Raw genomic sequence first — 22,496 nt, 5'->3', positions numbered from 1 at the left:
ATCTGACTTATATACGCGTGAAAATATGCATATTGATACAACGAAAGTTATAACCGAGAAAAAAGTATTTCCCATTCTGAAAGAGTCGACAGATCGTATCCAGTTTTTTAACTGTAGTTTTAAAATAGCGGTTGATTTTTATCATTTACTGGAACATGCAGAAATAGAAGGGATTGAACGTATAGAACCAGCTGGTGTTCCTGAGGCTTTTTCAACATTGGCCGAACCCAGCCTTTTCATATCTAATATCAGGTTTAAAAAAAAGATTGATTTTTTTAATTGTGAATTTGCAGGTCGGGTTTCATTCCATAACGTCATTTTCGAGAAAGAGTTTACTTTTTTTGACAATCATTTCCATGAAGATGTCTCACTATCGTCAGTACAATTTCTAGGCATCACCCAGTTTCGGTCAATCAAAGCGAATAAAGCTTTTAGCATCTTGAATTGCCATATCGATATGCCCGCTATAGGGTTTCGCACAGGGCATTTCGATGAGGGATTGATGCTTTACAATACCAAAATTAAAGGAGAACTTGATCTTGGCAATACAGTTTGTATAGGGACCTTGCTTATCCGAGAATGTGATATTCCAGGTAAACTTAATCTAAGTTCCTGTGAACTTGAGAATTTGCAGTTAATAGGGAATGATAGAACACAGGAACTAATGCAGGTGAAGGAGCTGTTGTTAAATGATACTACCATTACGGGTCAATTACAAATTGAGCGGGTGAAAATTGATCTTACATTCGGTGCCCACTTTACCAAATTCAAGGGTGCCGTTTTTGTCAATAGAAGCCATTTTTGCGGTAAAAATTATTGGATAAGTTGTGTTTTCGAAAAAACGCTTTCTATAAATAGGACTATTTTTGTGCAACACCTGAGTTTATCTGACTCTAAGTTCGAACAAGCAGTACGTTTGAACCGATCTGATTACCGAAAGGCTGAAGTTTATTTTAACGAATCAATTTTTAATAGTGACCTATCAATCGGCGGAAATCTGTCGGGTCATAAAATTGATCATTTTCAAGGCCTATTGTGTTTCCAAGGAGCTCTATTTAGCATAAACAGTATCGTCAGGATTTTTAGGCTGAACACCAAAGAGACTCCATTGGGCGAAATTCAGTTTACCAACGCACTGGTTAAAGGGTTGATTGATATAGAGGAAGTATATTTAAACAAAGTAAGCTTCGAGCGCACGATAGTGTCTGGTAATATTCAGGTCAATACGTCATTGCTTCCTGCTATCAAAGACAGTAATTCAGCAAGGCTTTTAAAACACGAAGCCCGGAAAATAAATAACCATGTGGCCGCGCAGCATTATTATCGCATGGAAATGGCTATTTACTCTCGGTCATTGAAATGGTATAGTGGAGACCGGTTTTTGCTTTTTCTGAACCAAGCTTCCAATAATTATGGATTAAGCTGGACACGAGGAGTTGGTTTTACGATGATTTCCGGCTTCGTCTTTTATGCATTCTTCTCTTTGGCAAAAACGAATTATAGCTTGAACTTTTTAATTTCGGAAAAGTTTGCGGCAGGCTTTATCAATTTTTTTTGGCTACCAACAGGCTTTGGCGAACTAGTTACCATCTTAAATCCTAGCCATATCACTGGAGGAGCGTGCGGCGCATTATCGTTTATCTTAGGTAAGATTGCCATTGCTTATGGAATCTATCAAACAATAGCAGCTTTTCGAAAACATTTGCAATAAAAGCGTTAAGAAATTAAAGGCTCATTTCTACCACATGGAATGAGGCTGGAAAATGTGCACAGGGATGATTTGACTAAAGAGAGGCTTATATGTCTATGAAACATTTCAAGTCGAGGCAGCTCCATCAAGATACCTGGTGTCCATAGGCGAAAGCTGAGCGGTACAGAACGAATGCAGCTCGTCATTTGCATATTAACCCTTAAAATATCTAACTACTATCCAAATGGAAGATTTTTATATTGCTCCTTATATCGCTACGTTCAGGTCACTCGACGATTTAGAAGAAAAGGACCCAGATAATCGCTTTGTTTTTAATCATAAAAATATGGAGGTGCTGGATTTTGATAAGCTTAATGCAATAGGTAAAGCATTTATCATCAGTGAACCAGGTTATGGAAAAAGTCTGTTAATGAAAAAATTGGCAGCGCAAATTGACGATAGAGCAAAGGTACTGAGCATTGATTGTAAAGTCATGCTAGATAGGCACATTAGCGCGGAAAGTCTGGTAAGTGAGAGGATTAACCATCTGTATTTTGACGGGCTTGACGAGGTTCCGCCATTACAATTTCTGGAAGCATTGCAGCAAATAGGAAACCTAACTATTGCGCGTCCCGACTTGAACATCTATGTGGCCTGCAGGACCCATTACCTCAAAAGATGGAAGACAAAATTAAAAGATTTTATCGGGTTTAAGTATGTGGTCATACAACAATTTGCAGATACACATATCCGTAAATACCTGGAACATTTTATTACAGATGAAGAAATTATCGAGCTTATTATGCGCAGGTCTTCCGGCTCAAGTAGAGATCCAGTGCTCAAAACGCCGCGATATCTTGACGCCTTGGTTAGGTCTATACTAGATGGACAGTGGACGGCGGAGGAATTACGTCATATTACCCGTATTCAGATCTTTGATAAAGTAGTTTATTATAAACTCATATCAGAGATAAAAAAACAGCATCAGCTTTTTGATCATCTGCCCGAAAATAAGGAATGTACGGAAAATCCAGCGATAGCAACAATCTTGAGTTATATCCGGCAACAACAGCGACCTGGATCACAGGATAACGAAGTGCATATCACCCAGCGCGTGCTCGAAAAACTAGCGCTGATTATGGAAATTTATCAACGCAATCAGATCTCACACGAGGAACTAATCACCTATTTAGACGAAACGCGTTCCAATATTAACCAGATATTTTTGCAGAATAGTAGCATTGATGTCTTTATTGAACGTGTTTTAAAAAGAATAGATTTTAATTATCTGAAATTTGAAAATACGGAGCATCAGGAATATTTGGCCGCCAAAGAGCTGATCCGGATGAGTAATAGTGAACAGGTTCTATATGACCTAATCATGGACAAGAAATTGGATATTGTATATTCAAGTTGGTATGACGTTATCCAATATGCGATTGAATTAGATCCGCAAAAAGTTGCCGGCAGTCTTTCCAATTTGCTGGCTATAAATCCTGGGCATCAGGTGGAAGAAAGATTGATCGATCTACTGCTCGGCCCTGGAATGGATCAGGCTGAGCCATCCGTTAAAGGGAATATTTTCCAAATCGTTTTTATCTATTATCAGCATTGCGGTCAAAACCTTTATCAGAAAGATACTTTGTTGGCTAATTTATACAAGATGCCTGAAAATCAATACCTTATAAGTCTCGTACACTTGGATGGTGATAGCCAATTGGAGATTACCAGGTTTGTTAATCGAATGCTGATCATTAAACAACTAGCAAATAAAGGGTTGTTAACAGCTGAAAATAAGGCAGCTTGGCGGGAGTATTTATTATTTTTACTCCATAGACCTGCCTTAGGGATCAAACCAGACGATTTATTTTACGTGCTAGAATCACTGGATGCTAAAGCGGAGGTTTTAGTTATGTATACTCAAATTAGAACGGAGCCAGATGGCGTGGTTTCTACCTATTTAAACAGCTTGGGTAATATTGCGCCCGACGAGGCGGTAGATATCTTTGTTGATATTATTCAACAACGGCCTAAAATGGATTCCAAAGAGCGATTTCTGGATAACTTGACATCTGAGGCTGCGATCTCCAAGGTGTTTGATTTGCTACTCAAGGAACCCCAATTAATTGATAGTTTATTTAACGATAATTGGAGCCATATTGGTTTTTACTCCCTATTTGACCGGATAGCAGCAATTAATAGCGGGGTTTTAAATGCAAAGACGGAAGATCTTTTTCAGGTCATGTCTGGAGGTGACGAATACACTCATTTTAGGGGACCGAAAGAGGGATTCATGAAAAGAGCGGTAACTTATTTATTGAAACAACAGCCTGGATTTTTTGAACGTCTTTTAAAGTTAGAGGCCTATGAGAATTTGTTAAGAGAACTAGCTGAACCTTTGGCGAATTTGATTACTGTCGATCAATTCGAGATCATGGAAGCGCAGGCCAGAAATTCGTCTATGAGTTACTATGATCTATATAAGTTGGTGACAGAGCTAAAAAGAAATGCTAGTTATATTCGAAAGCCAGTGATCGAAGAGATGGCTAGCAAATTCCCGAAATTATTTGAAGATCAAAAGACCACCGATGAAGCCAGCCTTGAGGCGAAACAAAAGCAGGAAGCCGAACGGGTGTACCGAGAATTTCTTAAAAAACTACTGCCAGAGAAAAAGGAATACTATCAAGATGTCTTTGCTTACTATCTTATCAATTTTGAAAAAATAGAATGTTCGATCAAACCAAGTGAAAAGGAGAAAATTAAGAATATTCTTAGAATGGTCATTGACAAGGTTGATCCAGATGAATTTCGCATTACATTAACAAAGGAAGAAAGTAAGATAACTTCTCATGTAAATAATACTTGGTGGTTTCATTTTGGACTGTATATACGTTTGGCGTTATTGTTAAACGAAGAAGATGTACTGAGACAAAATCGCTCCAAATTAATCAAATATTTACCCATGTTGAAAGATTACAAGGGAGACAATCAACTTATTGTTGAACATGTGACGGATCATCTTGGACCTATTACAGCAGAAGATGAACAAATATTATTAAACTATTGTGTTGGAAGAGATGATGATTATATTCTTGGCTCGGTGTCAGTCTTCACAGAAATGATTAAAATACATCGGTTGTTAAGTTTTAAACCTGTTCTCAAGCAAATTATTAGTTCGTCTGCTGCCGATTTGCATGAAAAAGAAATCGCACTAAAAACGCTAGGAGAGCTTTCTGAGGAGGCTGATTACATTTACCTTGAAGAAGTTTTCGATGGTTTTAATATAGAAGATAAGTCCTGCAAACTACTTGGCGAACTTGCTAACGAAATCTTAATAACACGATTTAAAGATCATGAAGCTATAAGCTGGAGATTTGAGCAGCTCAAGTCAAGAGTGATCGTTATATTGGAGGACGGTGACCGGCAGAAAGGACTTCGGCCTTATCCAGACTGGGAATACGAGCTAGATAAACCAAAATTCGGGCGGTGTCTGTATGGATTAAATGGAGTGGAAATTCAGTCTCAGATCATAGATTTGCTTAAGTACGCATTAATGATTCGGAAAACCGCTGGACATAATCGTTATAGCAAATATTTAATGGATATTGTCTATGATTATTTTACGCAGAACAACAGTTTGAAAATTATTAATGCATTAAATGCGCTATTGACTGAACCGACCTACAGCGATACAGCAGGCAATTTCAAAGGCTATGTGGTTAAGCTGGAAAAGAACTTGTCTGATACGCACGTGTTATATAAGACCATCAGTGAGCCAATCCGTATTTACAACGAAATTCAAGAAAGAAAATACCTGCCAATTTATAATTCAATCGAGTTAGCTTCTTTGGTTGAGCATTCAATTATAGATTTAGAGAGTTTTATTCATAATAAAGGATTCTATCAAACGGCCATGCAGCTCAGTGGCGCGATAAAGTCAAAAAAGACTTCACTTTTCAATGAGGACGTACTGCAAAAGACGTTAGCAGTTACTATGGAAAACAGCCTATTGCGCAACGGCTTGCGCAATACTGATATCAACCGAGAGATTGAGCTTAATGATGGCCAGCGTATAGACCTGCTGATCAAATATGGTTTCATTGGTCCAGTGATGGTAGAACTAAAGCTTTTGCATAACCCGGAAATTCAAAATGATCAGGAACGGGCACGTTATAAATCTAAACTGATCAAATATATGGAAGGAATAAACGCTGAATATACTTATTACCTAGTCTTTAAAGTCCGCAATGGTTTTCCCAATCATTTGAACAATTATGAAAAACTTGTACAGGAGTATAATGATATTCCTGCTCTAGAAATCAAGCTTCTTGATTGTGCTAAATAATTTCAATGGTAAAGGTTTTCGATCTAAGGATACATTGGCTTTCAATGTCGCCTAGGTATGATTTAACCCTTGATTAGTATCATTAAGTTGGCATTAAACTCAGCTTATAGCAGAAGGTAAGGATAAAAACATTTTATAATTATTCATACAAATTGCCATCTTTTTTAGCGTAGCCTTACAATGTAAACTGAAATAAATGTCAGACACCAAAATCAATATCGCCAGCCAGTTGAAGGCTATTTTGCAATGGGAAAGTTGCGTGCGAGGCTATATATGTTCTAATATCAAGGGATCAGCGAGGATTGAATTTAATGTGCGCCAGGTAAGGCGCCAGCTGCTGAATTTCATTGAACGCCCGGTAACGTAAAATTTTGTTGGCAAGTGGATCATAATAAAGCTCACCATAAATTTTCCCCAGACTGTACAACTGCACTATAAGACCGTTTTCCTCGCGGTCGGCAAGGAAATTGCCATTGATAATCGCGTCCGCTTTTTCAGGGTCACCCAGCGCATCATATTGTTCCATGGTCAACACGACATAAACTTACACATAATTTCAGATGTTGCATCAAAGTGTATCATACGAATAAGATCTTGATTAGGGAACTACCTTCAATCGGGATTCAACCGTTATATGGAAATCAAAAGTCCCCTAAGCGCTCGCCGCCGGGGACTTTTACCTAAACCTTATCACAATAGCAGGCAAGGATGCCTGCCATATTAAACTGCAAGTTATCAAAATTTATGCTTTCTTAATCTAAACGCAATCGATAACCGTGTTTCCCATCTTTGTCATATCATCCCACCAAATCCATCTATACTTTATTCAAGCTCTTCGATATTAACTAAATAGCTATTAATCAGTACATTAAAATTTCAGTAAAAAATATTTTGTAATTCTTTTTATAGATTGCTAATATTTTTAGCATAACTTTACAATCCCAAATTGAAATAAATGTCCGGCACCAAAAAAGATATCATCAGTCAGCTGCAAAAGGATATTTTGCAATGGGAAGGCTACAGGCCGCCGCCTGCTGGTCAACGGGAATTAGTAGGTTTAGGCCCGGTAGAAGCCGCTTTTCCCAATGGCGTTTTTCCTTTGGGCACTGTGCACGAACTGGTATGTGCGAATACAGAACAAGCCGCGGCTTGCGGTGGTTTTGTAAGCGGAGTGCTTTCGATACTGATGCAAAATGGAGGTGCCTGTTTATGGATCAGCCTTTCCGGGAACTTATTTCCCGGAGCTTTAAAAGCGTTTGGAATGGAACCCGACCGGGTGATCTTTGTCAATCTGACCAGGGATAAAGAGGTGCTTTGGGTCATGGAAGAAGCATTAAAATGCGCTGGCCTGGCCGCGGTTATCGGGGAAATGCGGGAAATTGATTTTAAGCAATCCCGGCGTCTGCAGCTGGCTGTTGAACAAAGCCGGGTGACGGGTTTTGTTCTGCGTAACCGTTCGGATAAAATGGGATCAACCGCTTGCGCCGCCCGCTGGAAAATCAAACCCTTACCAAGTGAACCGGTTGATGGTTTGCCTGGCCTGGGCTTTCCACGCTGGCAGGTCGAACTATTGCGGGTACGTAATGGGCAGCCGGGTAACTGGATCATGGAATGGTCGGAAGGTAAATTCAGACCGGTTGAAAAAGAACTGCCGGAACAACAAAAACAAATGGCGGGATGAGTTATGGAAAAGCGCTTTATGGCTATATGGTTTCGTCACCTGATGACAGACTGGCTAACCCTTAAACAGCCGGAGTTAAAGGAAATACCTTTCGTTTTTGCAACACTTGACCGTAACCGTATTGTCATTACCGCTGCCAACCCGGTAGCGGAAGCGCAGGGTGTTCATTGCGGTATGGCGGCAGCGGATGCCAAAGCAATTACAACAGATCTGCGGATATTGGACCATATCCCTGGAAAAGAAGCCAAATTATTACGGCAACTGGGCTTATGGTGTATCCGCTATACACCGATCGTGATGGTCGATCTGCCCAATGGCCTGATCCTCGATATTTCCGGCTGTGCGCACCTGTGGGGCGGCGAACGAGGCTATTTGAAAGAGATCGTGAACAAGCTGCGCTCATCGGGTTATGATGCCCGGGCAGCTGTAGCAGATACCATAGGTACTGCCTGGGCGGTTGCCCGCTTTGGAAAAAAGACACCTCTTGTTGAACCCGGTATGCAGGCACAAGCCTTGCTGAGCCTGCCACCTGCTGCTCTCCGTCTGGAACCGCTTATATTGGAAAAACTCCAAAAGCTGGGCTTCAGTATCATCAGAAGTTTTATACAGATCCCGCGCACGGTATTGCGTCGGCGTTTTGGGGAGGGCTTTTTATTAAGATTAGCACAGGCTTTGGGCCTGGAAGGGGAGATCCTGGTTCCGCTGATTCCGCCCGTACCCTATACAGAACGTTTGCCCTGCCTGGAACCGGTTCGGACGAAAAAAGCGATTGAGATCGCTATTCAAAAACTCCTGGAGACCATGTGTTTGCGTTTGCAAAACGAAGGTAAGGGTATTCGAAAAGCCATCCTGAAATGTTATCGTATAGATGGGAAAATGGTACAAGCTGGCATTTCCACCAACCGGGGCTCGCATAGTGTTTCCCATTTGGTCGAACTGTTTGAATTGCAGATCAGTAAAATAGAGCCGGCTTTGGGTATCGAATTGTTTTTGTTGGAAGCCCCGAAAGTAGAGGCTATTGACCTGATACAGGAAAAATTATGGGATGAGAAACCTGGATTACAGGATACCGCTCTGGCGGAACTGCTGGACAAACTGGCGGGTAAGGTTGGCGCGAATGCTATCCACCGCTATTTACCCGCAGAACACAACTGGCCGGAGCGCTCGATAAAACAAGCAGCCTCTTTAATGGAAACCCCGGTCACCAGATGGCGGACGGACAGGCCACGGCCCGTACGCCTGTTACGCCGGCCTGAGGCCATTGAAGTGATGGCGCTCTTACCCGATTACCCGCCCAAAGTATTTACTTACAAAGGACGGAGACATATTGTTGAGAAGGCTGATGGCCCAGAACGCATTGAACGGGAATGGTGGCTGGACCAGGGTGAGCACCGGGATTATTACGCCGTGGAAGATGCCGACGGGCAACGTTATTGGCTGTTCCGCTCAGGACACTATGATGCCGCTCCGCAATGGTATTTGCATGGGTATTTTGCATAAAGATGATGAGATACGCCGAGTTACAAGCCACATCCAACTTCAGTTTCCTGCGGGGAGGGTCGCATCCCGACGAACTGGTGGAACAGGCAGAAGCACTTGGTTATGAAGCTATCGCCATTACTGACCGTAATAGCCTGGCGGGTATCGTGCGTGCGCACGTCGCGGCAAAAAAACTCGCTATCAAATTTATTCCGGCCTGTCGGTTGGACCTGTTAGACGGGCCAAGCCTGCTGGCTTATCCAACTGACCGCGACGCCTATGGCAGGCTTTCAGCATTATTAACCGTTGGGAACCTGCGGGCTGAAAAGGGGGAATGTCATTTATATAAAACGGATGTCTATCAGCATCAGGAAGGTATTCAGTTTATTATCATCCCGCCGGATGAGTTAAACGCCCGGTTTGATTATGACGATGATTTTAAAAGCAATGTAGCGGAATACCGGGCTAACCTGGGCCTGGCATTATATATGGCGGCGACCCGTTCCTACAGCGGTGATGATGCCAAGAGACTGGCCCGCCTGTCACAACTGGGTATTCCCCTGGTGGCTGTTGGCGATGTACACTACCATGAGCCCAGGCGCCGCGAATTACAGGATATCCTGACCTGTATCCGGGAAAAATGCACGATTCATACAGCCGGCTTCCGCTTGCATGCCAACGCGGAACGCTTTATCAAACCCATAGAAGAATTGCATCGCTTATTCCGGGGATACCCTGAAGCGCTGAATAACGCGTTAAAGATCGCGGACGCCTGCCGGTTCTCCCTGGATACCCTAAAATACATTGAACCGGAAGAAAAAATACTGGATGGACTGACGCCACAGGAACGCCTGATCAAATATACCTGGGCAGGTGCACATGAGCGGTATGGGGAGCAGATCCCCATAAAAGTTCAGGATCAGTTAAAATTTGAGCTGGCTTTTATTGAGGGACGAAAACTGGCTCCATATTTTCTTCGGGTATATAAATATACGCAAAAAGCAGAAGAACTGGGTATCCTGCACCAGGGCCGTGGTTCTGCGGCCAACTCGACAGTTTGTTATTGTTTATCCATTACGGCAGTAGATCCCATGAAATCCCGCTTGTTGTTCTCCCGCTTTATGTCGGATGCGCGGGAGGAATGGCCGGATATCGACGTGGATTTTGAACATGAACGACGGGAAGAGATCATACAGTATATCTATGAAGACTACGGACGTGAACATGCTGCTATTGTCGCGACAGTTACCCAAGAAAGGCACCGGGGCGCTATTCGGGATGTGGGAAAAGCGATGGGGCTATCTGAGGATTCTATTAAACGGATCGGCGCAACGATCTGGGATTTCAGCGAGGAAGGTTTTGACGAAAAAAGATTGCGGGAACAGGGACTGAATCCGAATGATCCATTAATTTTTAAAGTACTGGAATTAACTTCCTTTCTAATGGGTTTTCCGAGGCAGTTGGGACAGCATACCGGCGGTTTTGTTATTACGGATAATAAGCTGTCCGATCTATGCCCGGTGCTGAATGCGCGGATGGAAAACCGTACGCAACTGGAATGGAATAAGGATGACCTGGAAGCTTTGGGCATCCTGAAGGTGGATGTACTGGGGTTGGGCATGCTGACCATGATCCGGAAGGCGTTTGATATGGTAGCGCAGCATTATGGTCAAAAGCTGACGCTGGCCGATGTTCCCCAGGATGATCCGAAGGTTTACGAGATGATCTGCCATGCCGATACCATCGGCGTGTTCCAGATTGAAAGCCGTGCGCAGATGTCCATGCTGCCGCGTTTAAAACCCCAATGTTTTTATGATCTGGTGATCGAGGTGGCCATTGTACGACCGGGGCCAATACAGGGGGACATGGTACATCCCTATCTGCGCCGCCGGAATGGTGAAGAGCCCGTGGAATATCCCTCGCAGGAATTAAAGGAAATCCTGGGGAGAACATTAGGGGTGCCTTTATTCCAAGAGCAAGCTATGGAGATCGCCATCGTTGCGGCGGGTTTTACGCCTGCTGAAGCAGATGAACTGCGCCGCAGTATGGCCAGTTTTAAAGCGAATGGCAAATTAGGCTTATATGAAAAGAAGCTGGTGGACGGGATGGTGGCCAGGGGGTATGAAGAAGATTTTTCGAGAAGGGTCTTTAAGCAATTGCAGGGTTTTGAGGGTTATGGTTTCCCGGAAAGCCATGCCGCCTCCTTCGCCTTGCTGGTTTATATTTCCTCCTGGCTGAAGTATTATTATCCCGATGTATTCTGCGCGGCATTATTGAACAGCCAGCCGATGGGGTTTTACCAGCCCGCGCAGATCGTTCGGGATGCCAAAGATCACGGGGTTAAAGTTTTGCCGGTGGATGTCAATCATTCTTGTTGGGATAATACACTGGAAGAAAAAGATGGCGCGTACCTGAGCGTGCGTTTAGGTTTCCGGCAGGTCAAAGGATTACGGGAGGAAGATATGACTTTATTGATAGCAGGCCGGACCCAACATTATGGCCATATTGATCAACTGCGTAGGGTAGGTGTACCAGAAGCGGCTTTGGAAAAGCTGTCGGATGCGGATGCTTTTCGCTCCTTGGGTTCGGACCGCCGCCAGGCTTTATGGGAGGTATCGGCTTTGAGTGACCGACCGGTCGCCTTATTTGATGGTCAGGCTTCGGAAAGCGTCAAAGAGATACAGGTACAGTTGCCACTGATGACCGAAGGAGAGCATGTTGTGCAGGATTATTCAGCTACGGGCTTATCCCTGAAAAATCATCCTGTAGCCTTAGTTCGTGAAAAACTGAACTTATTGCACAATACACCGATCGCTGAGCTTAAAAATAAGAAAGACGGGGATTCCATCAAGGTTGCCGGTTTGATAACCGTTCGCCAGCGGCCCGGCACCGCTAAGGGTATCTTGTTCATGACCCTGGAAGATGAAACCAGTGCGGCTAATATCGTAGTATGGGAGAAGCTGTTCGATCAATACCGGAAGGAGATCATCCAGTCCCATTTGTTCATGGTTGAAGGGAAATTACAGATCGAGGGCGAAGTGATCCATGTGGTCGCCATACGCTGCTTTAATTTGAACAGGCTGCTTCGTGGTTTGACCATAGGCAACGCCGATGACCTGCCGCTGTTAACCCTGGCAAGGGCAGATGAGACCACAGCGCCCGGGCCTGATAGCCGGGAGGTTTTTCATAAAGGAAGGAATTTTAAGTAGTTCTTTAGATAATAAATACTAATATTTTTAGTATTTATTGTTCTTTTTTGCATTTTTTTCTCGATTTTTGTTTTAATGAGAAGTAAGTTATTCCGGGAAAAGCCGGCAACGGCTAAAATAAGGGGAGAAAGATGGGTGGGCATCCTGCCGGATAACGGGGAGGGCTATCTGCTTTACGACATCTTACGGGAGATTTTTATCGGCCGTATTCTCTTTGATACCGATGATAACTGGATATATGACGGCGAATTATTGACTGTTGAAGAACAGGAAGATGCGGCAGGGTTTATTAGCGGCAATCATAAAGAAATGGATAAATTGATCAGGGATTTAGGATGATGGAACAATTGTATTTTTTCCCCGAAGCGGGACAAAGTAAGGGGCTGCCAACTGATTTTCTGGAATACTTTCCCGGTATATTCAGTGAGGAAGAAGGTAATTGGTTTCTGCAAAAACTGATAGCGGAAGCGCCATGGAAACAAACCGTACAAAAGATGTATGATAAAGAAGTGATCACCCCACGGCTGACGGCTTGGTATGGTGATCTGGGTACCGATTATTCTCATCCTGGAGGAATAGCCAACCCAACCCCGTGGACGCCCGAATTACTGGCGATTAAGCAAATCGTAGAACCTTTAGCGGGTACTCAATTCAATAGTGTTTTATTAAATTATTACCGCGACGGCAATGATTCCGTTGCCTGGCATAGTGACAAAGAAAGCATTTTGGGCAAACATCCGGTCATCGCTTCGGTTAGTTTTGGCCAGGTCCGTAGCTTTGATATCCGCAACAAAACAGACCACAGCGAAAAATATTCAGTTCGGCTGGAACACGGCTCCTTCCTCCTGATGAAAAGCGGGTTACAGGAACATTGGGAGCACCGGATCGCCAAATCCCTTAAGCCTATGAAGGCGCGTGTTAACCTGACCTTCCGGGTTGTGATCTGATATTTACCAAAGAATTTAATTTTTAAACTATCCACCATATATATTCGCAGCATGAAGAAACTGTTTATTTTTTGTTTGATAGCCCTTCCGGCAACACTGATCTCCTGGGGCTTTAAAGGACACCGGGCTATCGCGACAATCGCGCAAAAACATTTGACCAGCAATACCGCCTATGTCGTTTCAGCTTACTTAAAAGGTGAAAGCATGGCAGAAGTAGCCACCTGGGCAGATGAAAACCGCAATCCGACTACCGCACCCTGGCATTTTTTAAACCTGCCCCTGGGTTTAACGCACGAACAGTTTGTCAAATTTGTAAGTGAAAGCGATAATAATGTTTATAGTGCGATCCTGAAGACGGAAGCAAGCCTGCGGGACAAAGGTTTAACACCCGATCAGAAGAACGAGGCGCTAAAATACCTGATCCATCTGGTTGGTGACGCTCATCAGCCGATGCACGTCAGTCGTAAAGAAGATAAAGGTGGTAACACCATCCAAGTACGTTTTGACAATAAGGGCACTAACCTGCACAGTCTTTGGGATAGCAAACTGATCGATCATGAAGGTTTCAGCGAAACGGAAATTGTCAGGTCTTACGATGTAGCGACAACCGCGCAGATCAAACAATGGCAATCAGATAGCCCCATGGAATGGATCTGGGAAAGTTATCAGGTCAGCAGCGAACTTTATGCACAAGCCAAACCCGGTCAGGAAATAGATGAAACTTATTACCAGAAATACATCACCGTTATCCATAAACGTATCGGTCAGGCCGGTATCCGTTTGGCTGGTGAACTCAATAAACTGTTCAATAATGAGCAGGTGAAGGTGAACAGCGTATCGCCCTCGCCGTCAGCTGGTGCTCAAAGTGTAAGTGCCGTAAAGCTGGAGGAGATCAAGAATGCGATTGGGAGAAACGTGAGTGTGCAGGGCAAGGTGTACAGCAGTAAGGATATTGGCAGTATGGTACTGGTCAATTTAGGCGCAGCCTATCCCAATCAATTATTGACGATCGCGCTAAAAGGTAAAGCAAAAGGATTGGGAAATCAGTTGAGCGATAAGATGATCACAGTGGAAGGGGAGGTAATTGACTATAAAGGAAAGCCGGAAATTATTATCACGGATACATCAAAGGTCAAATTTTAATTTATGCATGAACCGTTTATCATACCCGTATCCTACCAGGGACAGGAGTACGAATTTAAAGCGCGTTTTGAGCGGTGGGGTTACACCCATCGCATCGCCGTGCTGATCGATGAAATGACTTTTACCTTTGAGCCTGATGAGGAAGGCGGCTACCGGGCTTTGATCAATCCGGAGCAGCCCATGGCACCGATTCCGATGAATCTTCATCTGCTTCAAACAATTGCGGAGAAACTGGCTAAACTGAGCAATGCTTAAATTTTTCTTAGGCTGACTCTGGGCCACTGATCTTTAATCAATAGGAAAATTAAAATGGCCTGTTAAATAGCTGGTAAGGCAAGGCCTTTTTGTAAGATCGCTTCACTGTATTGAGACTCCAACGGCAAATATATTTTAGGGCATGAAGACCGGTCAGTAATGTAGAACCGCTGTTCATCGTTATCGTTTACCTGCATATGAAACCTTACTTTCTTCCGCTCAAACAGCACATAAACCTGGAATAGCTGAAGCCTTACCCTGTTCATGGTTATAAATTCAAATTCCGTTCCTTCAAACGTGATCTTAAAATTCGTAGTCATGCCGCGAAGTTAGAAAAGAACAGCTCAAATCATAACTTATAAGTATCCGGTCCCTCTTGATATGTTATTTCCCGAGATACTAAGTTATAAGTGATGTTCTGACGGCCTCCAGGTTCTTTTTCTAATATTCTTTTCTCGATCAGCTCTTATATATCCCTTAAAACAGTATCTGGGGCATTCATTCATAGACCAACTCAGATAAAGGTAAATCTCGTCAGATAAAGGTAAATCTCGAAATTGCAACTTTATTCTTATGAAGACGATAAAGCTTAAGTATTATACACGCACCTTAAGCTAAAATCCACAATGCTGATGGGTTGACATTTTCCTTATCAACTTCCATGTAAGCCTTTCCGTTTTTAAAAGTTACCATCAAGATGCTGTCATAATCATTATCTGGTCAAATCAAACCCGTTTTATTGTTGATGCCAAAGCCCCAACGATGGGAAAACAGTGATACTCTTTAAACTGAACATAGGACCATACCCATAATTATGTCGCTGTTACATGTTAAACGAACGCTCCGTTATTTCGGAAATCGATGTCCGTATTATTAAAACTGATATAATAAGCATAAACATAACGATCGTCATAAAACCTTTCTTAAACTGTCAACCAGCTCTCCTATACTTCCGTTTTGCTGATTTCTAAAAGCCAAATCGGTATAAAGAGTAGCGCAATATTTACTGGATGACTTTAGAGCCTTCCATTCCGACCATAAAAGGTCGTAATGGTTAATGGCCTGCTTAATTACCCCTATATTGAAACTGCCGCCCCGTTTTGCGATGCCGTTTTCTATCATCAATATCCACATCTGTTCGACCAGTTCATATTTTATCCGGCCATAGGTACATGACACTTCAACAGCTTCCTGATCAGCAGCATTGTTTACATGGATTTGTTTCGACAACGCTTCAATCTGCCTCCATATGGCTGAAGCCTCTGCTTTTTCAGCCAATATTTCTCTTTCTTTTTTTTTGTTAATGATTTCATTGACTATATTTTTGTTTTCTACCGCCGAAAAATATTGATCACGACTCCACCAAACGGCATTAGATGTATAACTGTTCAATTGTCCTTTCCGCACACCTTCTATGGTCAATAGATTTAGCTGTCTGAACAGATCGGCTTCATAACCAGTTAACCCAAGCCTTTTAGCGAACTCATAAAAGAGGGCTTCTTCGGACTTTTCGGGATGCTGCGCCCATTGTGAAAGCACGTATGTATTCAAATCTGCCCATAACTCATTAGTGATATACGGGCCGTCCCATCCGCCTCCATTTGACCATGTCATAACTCCTTTTAATAATCCTTTACCCAAAATATCTTTTATTCCCCGCGGATTGTCTGGATCGTTAAGCTTCCCATTGAATTCATGTCGCCCAAAAACGATTTCATATTTCGTCTCCGGCCAGCCGTCTATTACGCCTTTGGCCGTATAATACGGATGCGCACCTTTCCCGTAAGCTTCCATCCTTGATTGTGCCTCCACTATCTGTGCATGGTTGCCGATGGCGAGCGTAGGATTAAACGGTGTCATGCGGTGAAAATCGTCCTGCTGATATTTAATGACAAAAATTAAATTAGGATGCGGTTTTATTCGATTGGTAACTGCCAGATAATAATCGGGGTTGTTATGGAAATTATATCCAAAATCCCAAGTACGATAAAACAGCTTCTTATTGCGCTTTACACAAATCTCATCCCGTAAAATGTTTATCAAGGTCACTTGATCTTCTATACCACTCTTACCATCACGTATAGGCCCACCTCCCATATGATAAGGAGCATCCTGTAAATATGTTTCGCCAAAGCGAAGTGTCAAACCGTCCAGTTGAGGAAACCGTTCAAAAATCCCGGCTATCTGTGCACGGAGCATATCCTGGGTCCTTTTGCTTTGCATATCGGGCTTTCTTGACCGTTCGTCCATGCCGCCAGTCCCGGCTACCTTGCCTTTCCCCGTTATTTCGCTGCCATATCTTGTCCACAATGATTTTGGAAAAACAATGAAGTCGGTAAATGGATAAACACACATACCAGCCTTTTTACAGGCATTCAGTTTTTTATCGATTTCCGCAGCTTTCGCCATTATCCATTCCCGCTCTTTACTGTTTTCAGGAACAATGCCTTTTTCGTAATTATCATAAGTAATGGCGCAATTGACAAACCAATGAGTTACCATTCCATTAAAACCCTGAGATTTCATGTAAACTGGATCATTATACTTTGTTACATAAGGTACTTCTCCTGGGTTATTATGCACCATGTCCAGAATGTATGGAAGTGGTTGAACCGCTGACTGTGCAAATGCCTGTCCAATCATTATGGACAGGCATGCAATTAGTGTCAGATACTTAATTTTTATCTTAAAATTATCCATTTAAAATAAGCTTTGTTTTTTTAGCATTACACTAATAGCCAGGATTTTGAATTAATTTGGCGTCTTTGTTTCTTTCTATTTCACTTTGAGGTATCGGCCAAAGATTGTTGGTTGGTTTGATATTGGCAGCAACTGGATTATGCGCTACATTTACGGTCCTATCGTAAACCAGGTTAAGCCGGGCCAGAGTAAGCCGTCGCTTTTCTTCAACACCTAATTCGCGCATCCGCTCATCTAATATGTAATTAATATTGACCGCAGAAGATAATATGGGTGAGGCATTTGCCCTCGCTCTGACAACATTTATATCTTTTGCAGCGTTTTCCAACAATCCGGCACCGAGGTATGCTTCCGCACGTATTAAATAGGTCTCGGCCAGACGGAACATATATTGATTACAATATGTACCGCCTGCTGCAGAGCTCAGTAGAAGCGTAGACTTATTGATGAATAATCCATCGGGGTGTTTTCCTGGAGTTGTGCATTTAGATTGATAGGCGTAAAATGCCCTGCTTGGCACGATAACTCCCGGTGGCGGATTTTCTGTCGAAACGGTCTGACCAAAATACGCGGGTTTAGCTGGATCGTTGTAGGTGAAGGTGCGGACAAAATTATAGTTTGAATTTCTCATGTCATTACTAAAATCACTGGTCCAGATGGAGTTGGTAAAATATCTTGTGGAAATGGCCCAGCCAATACCCCTTCCCCCGGTATAATCAGATACCGGCCATAAAAACGGTTTTGCGCCATCGCTTAATGTGAGATCCCTTATTAAAGGGGCGTGCTGTCTTTCCAAACGATAGCTGCCGTTAATGGAGGTGGCGGAAGAAGAGCCTCCCGGCACATCGTTTTCAAATTGAATTACCCAGATAGCCTCTTTATTACCTGAACTACGGTTTTGGTTCTTCGGCCTGAATAAATCCCAATAAACATCTCCTGGATCTGCGCTTTGCGACCCAAATCTGGTTTTCATTAAAGCCATATTTCCGTCATCGATTACAAGATTGGCCGTTGTAACCGCATTATTAAACTGCCCTGCGGCTAAATAAACTTCGGCTAACAAATGCTGGGCTGCCGTTTTGGATATTTGGCCATCTTGCACCGCCGAAATTGCCGGCAGGTTAGCAGCGGCAAACATCAGGTCGTCAATTACCTGCTTATAAACATCCGCCTGACTCGCCCTTACGAAATCCGTCTTAGGCGAAGTCACTTCGTTCAACACTAACGGAACCCCACCATATAAATAAGCTAGTGTCCGATAGGCAAAACCTCGAAAAAACCGGGCATTCGCCTGAACAAGATTAGCATCTGCACCAGTTACCGATGAGGATGGCAACCTGTTTAAAATAGTGTTCGCTTCTGAAATGATTTTATAGAGGTTAGTCCAATGGATTGTTAAATAACCGTTACTGGGATTGGTTGAAACTGCGTAATCACTGAACCTTTGAGGGCCACTTGGCTGGCCGTCATATACCAGGTCCAATCCGTAGATGTAATCAAATGGACTTTGTTCATCGTAAGTATAAAATTCGGTACGAACTAAATTATATAAGTTATAAACAGAAGCGTTAAAATCCTTTAAAGTGCTGAATGAATTGACCGTACTTGCAAAATCGAGTGGTTTTTCATCGAGGAATGTCTTCTTACATGATATTGTACTCAGTAATACAGTACACATCAAAATTTTATATAGATTTTTCATGTTTTTAATAATTAAAAGGTAACATTTAATCCTGCGGAATAAGCTTTAATAACCGGGGATGCTCCATAAGCAAAGCCCTGGATGGTTTCAGGGTCCCATCCTTTCCACTTCGTCCAAGTTGCAAGGTTCTTACCGCTCAGGAAAACACGCAGATTTTTTATTCCCACTTTGTTGATCAGTGCGCTACTGAAATTATAGCTGAGTGAAACCTCCTGGAGCCTGACGAAGCTTCTATCCTGATAGATGCCTGGGTCGATAGCCGGCACGCTACCCGTGATGCGGTAAGCTGCATTTGGATTTGAAGGTGTCCAGTAATTGACTTCTTTAAACCAGTTATTCCTTATGGCATTGTCTCCCTGCTGAATGCCAGTATCGCTCCATGGATTATTGTAGCCCAAATAGCCATTTTTTCCACCCTGTACAGAGTTGATAAATACAAATAAAGAAAACTGTTGATAAGAAAAAGTATTGCCTATACTAAACCTGTAAGCGGGTTCGGTATGCCCTAAAATTACCCGGTCATCTGATGTTATTTTACCATCCCCATTGACATCCACCAGCTTATTGCCGCCTGTGTAATAACCGCCCGGGGGTGTTTCGCCAATTTGCCATATACCATCGGTTTTATAGTTGTAGATAGCACCCAAAGGTTGTCCGATAAACAGGTTGCTGGATACAAGGTCACCGGAGCCCAATAACTTTTTGATCTTGTTTTTATTGGTTGCATAATTTAGTACGGTGCTCCATTGAAAATCTTTTACTTTAACGTTTATCGTATTTAATGTAAATTCGGCCCCCGAATTATTTATTTCCCCGACATTGGTATTGATAGACGAGAATCCCGTAATTGTAGGGATGTTAACACTAAAAAGCAAATTATTGGTACTGGTATTGTAGTAATCCACAGCTCCACTTATCCGGCCATTGAGTAAAGAAAAATCTACACCAATATTAATACCGGTTGTGGTTTCCCATGATAGGTTGTTGTTGGCTAATGTAGCTACCTGCTGGCCAAATAAGGTACCGCCGGCATCCCCGAAAACATAAGCAGCTCCCTGCGACACAGTAGCCAAAGAAGCATAACGGTTGGTTAAATTGCCATTGGAGCCATAACCCATCCGTAACTTTAAATTATCAAGCCAGTTGATTTTAAGAAAGGACTCATTACTGGCTACCCATGCAGCTGCCACTGATGGGAAAACACCAAATTTCTTATTACTGGCAAAGCCGGAAAATCCATCCCTCCTGATCGTAGATGTTAACAGGTATTTGCTTTTATAGCCATAACTCAGCCTGGCAGTTTGATAATTATAAGTCTCGCTATAAGCATTGGATGATATTTGCTGGATAAGTCCTTGTTGTAAACTATTATAACCCAACGATATATTGTTGTATCCCGCGCCTGAAGCAGATGTGGTTTCATACTTACGCTCTCTTGCGCCATAAACCATGGTTAAGTCAATTGAATGATCAGTACCAAAAGTTCGTTTATAATTTAGAATGTTGTCCAAAGTATAATCGTAAGTGGCATCATTAACTTTTGAAACCGCCCCTGTAAAATTAGCGGAGTATTGGTTAGCCATGTAATGTTGATTCCAATAATATCCGTTACCATAGTTCAAACGATAGGTAAGTCCTTTGACATGAGGAATATTGAAAATCCCGTAAAAATTACCTGACAAAGTATTTCTGTGGTTATAATCGCTTCCATAGGTACTTAAAAAGGGGTTATTAATGGATGCATTAGGCGTCAGATTGATGGCTCCGGCAGGGCTGTATGGAGTGTTCAAAGGACTGTAAAGCATGATGCTTCGTAAATCGGGTGGATTACCGGAATAATCAGCCAGTGAAGTAAATGCCTGCGCTCCGACAGTAAGCCAATCGAAAACTTTCGTTTCCAGATTGATTCTTATCGATTTCCTGTTGAACTGATCATTAATAACAAAGCCTTTTTGTTTGGTATAGCCGCCGGAAATGAAAAAATTGGTTTTTTCAGTAGCGTTACTCACACTTAGCTGCTGGTCATACAACAGGCCCGGATTAGTGGCTGCTTTGTACCAATTGTAATCGGTTCCATTATCATAGCCCGATACCTGTGTAGCATCTAATTTTGAGCGGAGATCGAAGGCCGGATTTGGTGTAAGGTAATCAGGCGCTAAATAAGCTTGTCGCCAATTGATATCTTTTACTTTTTGTATAAACTCATTCCTGTCTAAAGGATGTAACTGGCTAGCTGGGTTCTGTGTAGCATAGGAAGATGAAAAGTTAATAACCGGCTTGCTGCCTGCTTTCCCTTTTTTTGTGCTGATCAACAATACGCCGTTTGCTGCTGATGCACCGTAAATGGCTTTACTGCTTGCATCCTTTAAGATATCGATGGAAGCGATGTCATTTGGATTAATGCTGGATATATCGCCACTATAAACAATTCCGTCCAGAACAATCAAAACATTTTGGGATCCGGAAATTGTAGATTGTCCTCTGATTTGAATCGTAGGCGACTGGCCCGCAGATGATACCTGTCCGATATTTAAACCGGGCACCGTTCCTTGCAACAACTGTACTAAATTAGTATTGGGCGATTGTCTGAATGACTCCAAATCGGCACGTGCAACTGAGCCGGTAATGTCCGATTTCTTTTGAGCACCATAGCCAATCACGATAACCTGATCGAGGGATTTAAGGGAAGGCGTAAGTTTGACGGTCAAGTTTAGTTCTCCGTTTAACGCAATTTCCTGCGACTCATACCCGATAAAGGATACAACAATGGTAGCATGTTCCGGAACCGTGAACGTAAATGAACCCTCTGAATCGGTGACGACCCCAGTATTTGATCCTTTGACTTTAATTGTGACGCCTGGTAAGGTTTTTCCGTTTTCATCGAGGACTTTACCTTTTATTGTTACAGGCGGAATACCGACGTCTTTTGTAGCATCAGTTCCTTCCTTCCTTTTTAAAACCACAGTCTTATTGACAATAGAATAGGTGAGCGGCTGGTCCTTTAAAATCGCGTTTAGGGCTTGTTCAATATTTACATCCTGTAATTCAACAGATACCCTTATATCTTTGACAAACTTGTATTTGTAAAAAAAACTGTAACCGGTTTGCTTATGCAGCTTGGTAAACACTTCAGCTATTTGGATGTTTTTTTCTGAGAGCGTAACCATTTGCGCGTATCCTTTGGCGGATACTTGCACACAGGCAATAATTAAAAGGAGTGTAGTGAGTTTCATCACCAGAATGATTTTAGATGGAAAAATCCACCCAATGGCAGCTAATTTGCCACATAGTTTAAATTTCATACTTTTGTTAAGCTTGGGTTAGTAATGGATTCGTTTTTTGACT

14 protein-coding genes are annotated in these 22,496 nt (G+C 42.6%); 9 read left to right on the top strand and 5 right to left on the bottom strand.

The features are described from left to right. The first annotated feature begins 25 nt into the window (after nucleotides 1–25). Both ACNURT_RS21455 and ACNURT_RS21450 read left to right on the top strand, forming a co-directional pair. On the top strand, nucleotides 26–1,711 hold the full coding sequence (locus ACNURT_RS21455; RefSeq protein ID WP_419699458.1) for a hypothetical protein: 1,686 nt from the start codon (nucleotides 26–28) through the stop codon (nucleotides 1,709–1,711). A 223-nt stretch (nucleotides 1,712–1,934) separates the two neighbouring features. Beyond that, a complete protein-coding gene (locus ACNURT_RS21450; RefSeq protein WP_419699457.1) occupies nucleotides 1,935–6,035 on the top strand; it encodes a hypothetical protein in 4,101 nt (1,366 codons plus the stop codon). Nucleotides 6,036–6,327: 292 nt separating this feature from the next. On the opposite strand, the gene ACNURT_RS21445 is transcribed toward ACNURT_RS21450, so the two are convergent. Further along, the gene (locus ACNURT_RS21445) at nucleotides 6,328–6,561 is read right to left on the bottom strand and encodes a hypothetical protein (protein WP_419699456.1); all 234 of its coding nucleotides are present in this window, start codon (nucleotides 6,559–6,561) and stop codon (nucleotides 6,328–6,330) included. Nucleotides 6,562–6,990: 429 nt separating this feature from the next. On the opposite strand from ACNURT_RS21445, the gene ACNURT_RS21440 reads away from it, so the two are divergent. The 7 genes from ACNURT_RS21440 to ACNURT_RS21410 all read left to right on the top strand — a co-directional run bounded on the left by ACNURT_RS21440 (nucleotide 6,991) and on the right by ACNURT_RS21410 (nucleotide 14,749). Continuing rightward, on the top strand, nucleotides 6,991–7,716 hold the full coding sequence (locus tag ACNURT_RS21440) for an ImuA family protein (protein ID WP_419699455.1): 726 nt from the start codon (nucleotides 6,991–6,993) through the stop codon (nucleotides 7,714–7,716). Nucleotides 7,717–7,719: 3 nt separating this feature from the next. Next, on the top strand, nucleotides 7,720–9,216 hold the full coding sequence (locus ACNURT_RS21435) for a Y-family DNA polymerase (protein ID WP_419699454.1): 1,497 nt from the start codon (nucleotides 7,720–7,722) through the stop codon (nucleotides 9,214–9,216). A gap of 2 nt (nucleotides 9,217–9,218) precedes the next feature. Then, complete coding sequence (locus ACNURT_RS21430; RefSeq protein ID WP_419699453.1) at nucleotides 9,219–12,404, top strand: error-prone DNA polymerase; 3,186 nt, start codon at nucleotides 9,219–9,221, stop codon at nucleotides 12,402–12,404. 75 nt (nucleotides 12,405–12,479) lie between these two features. Further along, nucleotides 12,480–12,743, top strand: a complete 264-nt coding sequence (locus ACNURT_RS21425) for a hypothetical protein (protein ID WP_419699452.1) — start codon at nucleotides 12,480–12,482, stop codon at nucleotides 12,741–12,743. Further along, nucleotides 12,740–13,351 carry an alpha-ketoglutarate-dependent dioxygenase AlkB family protein gene (locus ACNURT_RS21420; protein WP_419699451.1) on the top strand — a complete coding sequence of 204 codons (612 nt, stop codon included), beginning with the start codon at nucleotides 12,740–12,742 and terminating at the stop codon, nucleotides 13,349–13,351. The genes ACNURT_RS21425 and ACNURT_RS21420 overlap by 4 nt, the downstream gene beginning before the upstream one ends. Before the next feature lie 51 nt (nucleotides 13,352–13,402). Continuing rightward, a complete protein-coding gene (locus tag ACNURT_RS21415) occupies nucleotides 13,403–14,494 on the top strand; it encodes a S1/P1 nuclease (protein WP_419699450.1) in 1,092 nt (363 codons plus the stop codon). A gap of 3 nt (nucleotides 14,495–14,497) precedes the next feature. Then, nucleotides 14,498–14,749: a hypothetical protein gene (locus ACNURT_RS21410; RefSeq protein WP_419699449.1), complete on the top strand. Its 252-nt coding sequence runs from the start codon at nucleotides 14,498–14,500 to the stop codon at nucleotides 14,747–14,749. A 62-nt stretch (nucleotides 14,750–14,811) separates the two neighbouring features. Here the strand turns inward: ACNURT_RS21410 and ACNURT_RS21405 are convergent, their stop codons facing one another. The 4 genes from ACNURT_RS21405 to ACNURT_RS21390 all read right to left on the bottom strand — a co-directional run bounded on the left by ACNURT_RS21405 (nucleotide 14,812) and on the right by ACNURT_RS21390 (nucleotide 22,453). Further along, a complete protein-coding gene (locus ACNURT_RS21405; protein ID WP_090463615.1) occupies nucleotides 14,812–15,069 on the bottom strand; it encodes a hypothetical protein in 258 nt (85 codons plus the stop codon). A 589-nt stretch (nucleotides 15,070–15,658) separates the two neighbouring features. Then, nucleotides 15,659–17,449, bottom strand: coding sequence for a hypothetical protein (locus ACNURT_RS21400; protein WP_419699448.1), 1,791 nt, complete (start codon nucleotides 17,447–17,449; stop codon nucleotides 15,659–15,661). A 31-nt stretch (nucleotides 17,450–17,480) separates the two neighbouring features. Then, nucleotides 17,481–19,151, bottom strand: a complete 1,671-nt coding sequence (locus ACNURT_RS21395; RefSeq protein WP_090463621.1) for a RagB/SusD family nutrient uptake outer membrane protein — start codon at nucleotides 19,149–19,151, stop codon at nucleotides 17,481–17,483. Between the two features lie 11 nt (nucleotides 19,152–19,162). After that, nucleotides 19,163–22,453, bottom strand: a complete 3,291-nt coding sequence (locus ACNURT_RS21390; protein WP_419699447.1) for a TonB-dependent receptor — start codon at nucleotides 22,451–22,453, stop codon at nucleotides 19,163–19,165. Nucleotides 22,454–22,496 lie beyond the last annotated feature (43 nt).

Origin of the sequence: Mucilaginibacter sp. NFX135, assembly GCF_048565145.1 — a bacterium.
In the GTDB taxonomy this organism is placed as follows: domain Bacteria; phylum Bacteroidota; class Bacteroidia; order Sphingobacteriales; family Sphingobacteriaceae; genus Mucilaginibacter.
This window is presented reverse-complemented; position numbering and strand designations above follow the sequence as displayed.

Bases quoted from the DNA above. Each gene is read 5' to 3' on its own strand.
- ACNURT_RS21455 (WP_419699458.1), top strand. From the start codon at position 26: ATGCATATTGATACAACGAAAGTTATAACCGAGAAAAAAGTATTTCCC.
- ACNURT_RS21450 (WP_419699457.1), top strand. From the start codon at position 1,935: ATGGAAGATTTTTATATTGCTCCTTATATCGCTACGTTCAGGTCACTC.
- ACNURT_RS21445 (WP_419699456.1), bottom strand. From the start codon at position 6,561: ATGGAACAATATGATGCGCTGGGTGACCCTGAAAAAGCGGACGCGATT.
- ACNURT_RS21440 (WP_419699455.1), top strand. From the start codon at position 6,991: ATGTCCGGCACCAAAAAAGATATCATCAGTCAGCTGCAAAAGGATATT.
- ACNURT_RS21435 (WP_419699454.1), top strand. From the start codon at position 7,720: ATGGAAAAGCGCTTTATGGCTATATGGTTTCGTCACCTGATGACAGAC.
- ACNURT_RS21430 (WP_419699453.1), top strand. From the start codon at position 9,219: ATGATGAGATACGCCGAGTTACAAGCCACATCCAACTTCAGTTTCCTG.
- ACNURT_RS21425 (WP_419699452.1), top strand. From the start codon at position 12,480: ATGAGAAGTAAGTTATTCCGGGAAAAGCCGGCAACGGCTAAAATAAGG.
- ACNURT_RS21420 (WP_419699451.1), top strand. From the start codon at position 12,740: ATGATGGAACAATTGTATTTTTTCCCCGAAGCGGGACAAAGTAAGGGG.
- ACNURT_RS21415 (WP_419699450.1), top strand. From the start codon at position 13,403: ATGAAGAAACTGTTTATTTTTTGTTTGATAGCCCTTCCGGCAACACTG.
- ACNURT_RS21410 (WP_419699449.1), top strand. From the start codon at position 14,498: ATGCATGAACCGTTTATCATACCCGTATCCTACCAGGGACAGGAGTAC.
- ACNURT_RS21405 (WP_090463615.1), bottom strand. From the start codon at position 15,069: ATGACTACGAATTTTAAGATCACGTTTGAAGGAACGGAATTTGAATTT.
- ACNURT_RS21400 (WP_419699448.1), bottom strand. From the start codon at position 17,449: ATGGATAATTTTAAGATAAAAATTAAGTATCTGACACTAATTGCATGC.
- ACNURT_RS21395 (WP_090463621.1), bottom strand. From the start codon at position 19,151: ATGAAAAATCTATATAAAATTTTGATGTGTACTGTATTACTGAGTACA.
- ACNURT_RS21390 (WP_419699447.1), bottom strand. From the start codon at position 22,453: ATGAAATTTAAACTATGTGGCAAATTAGCTGCCATTGGGTGGATTTTT.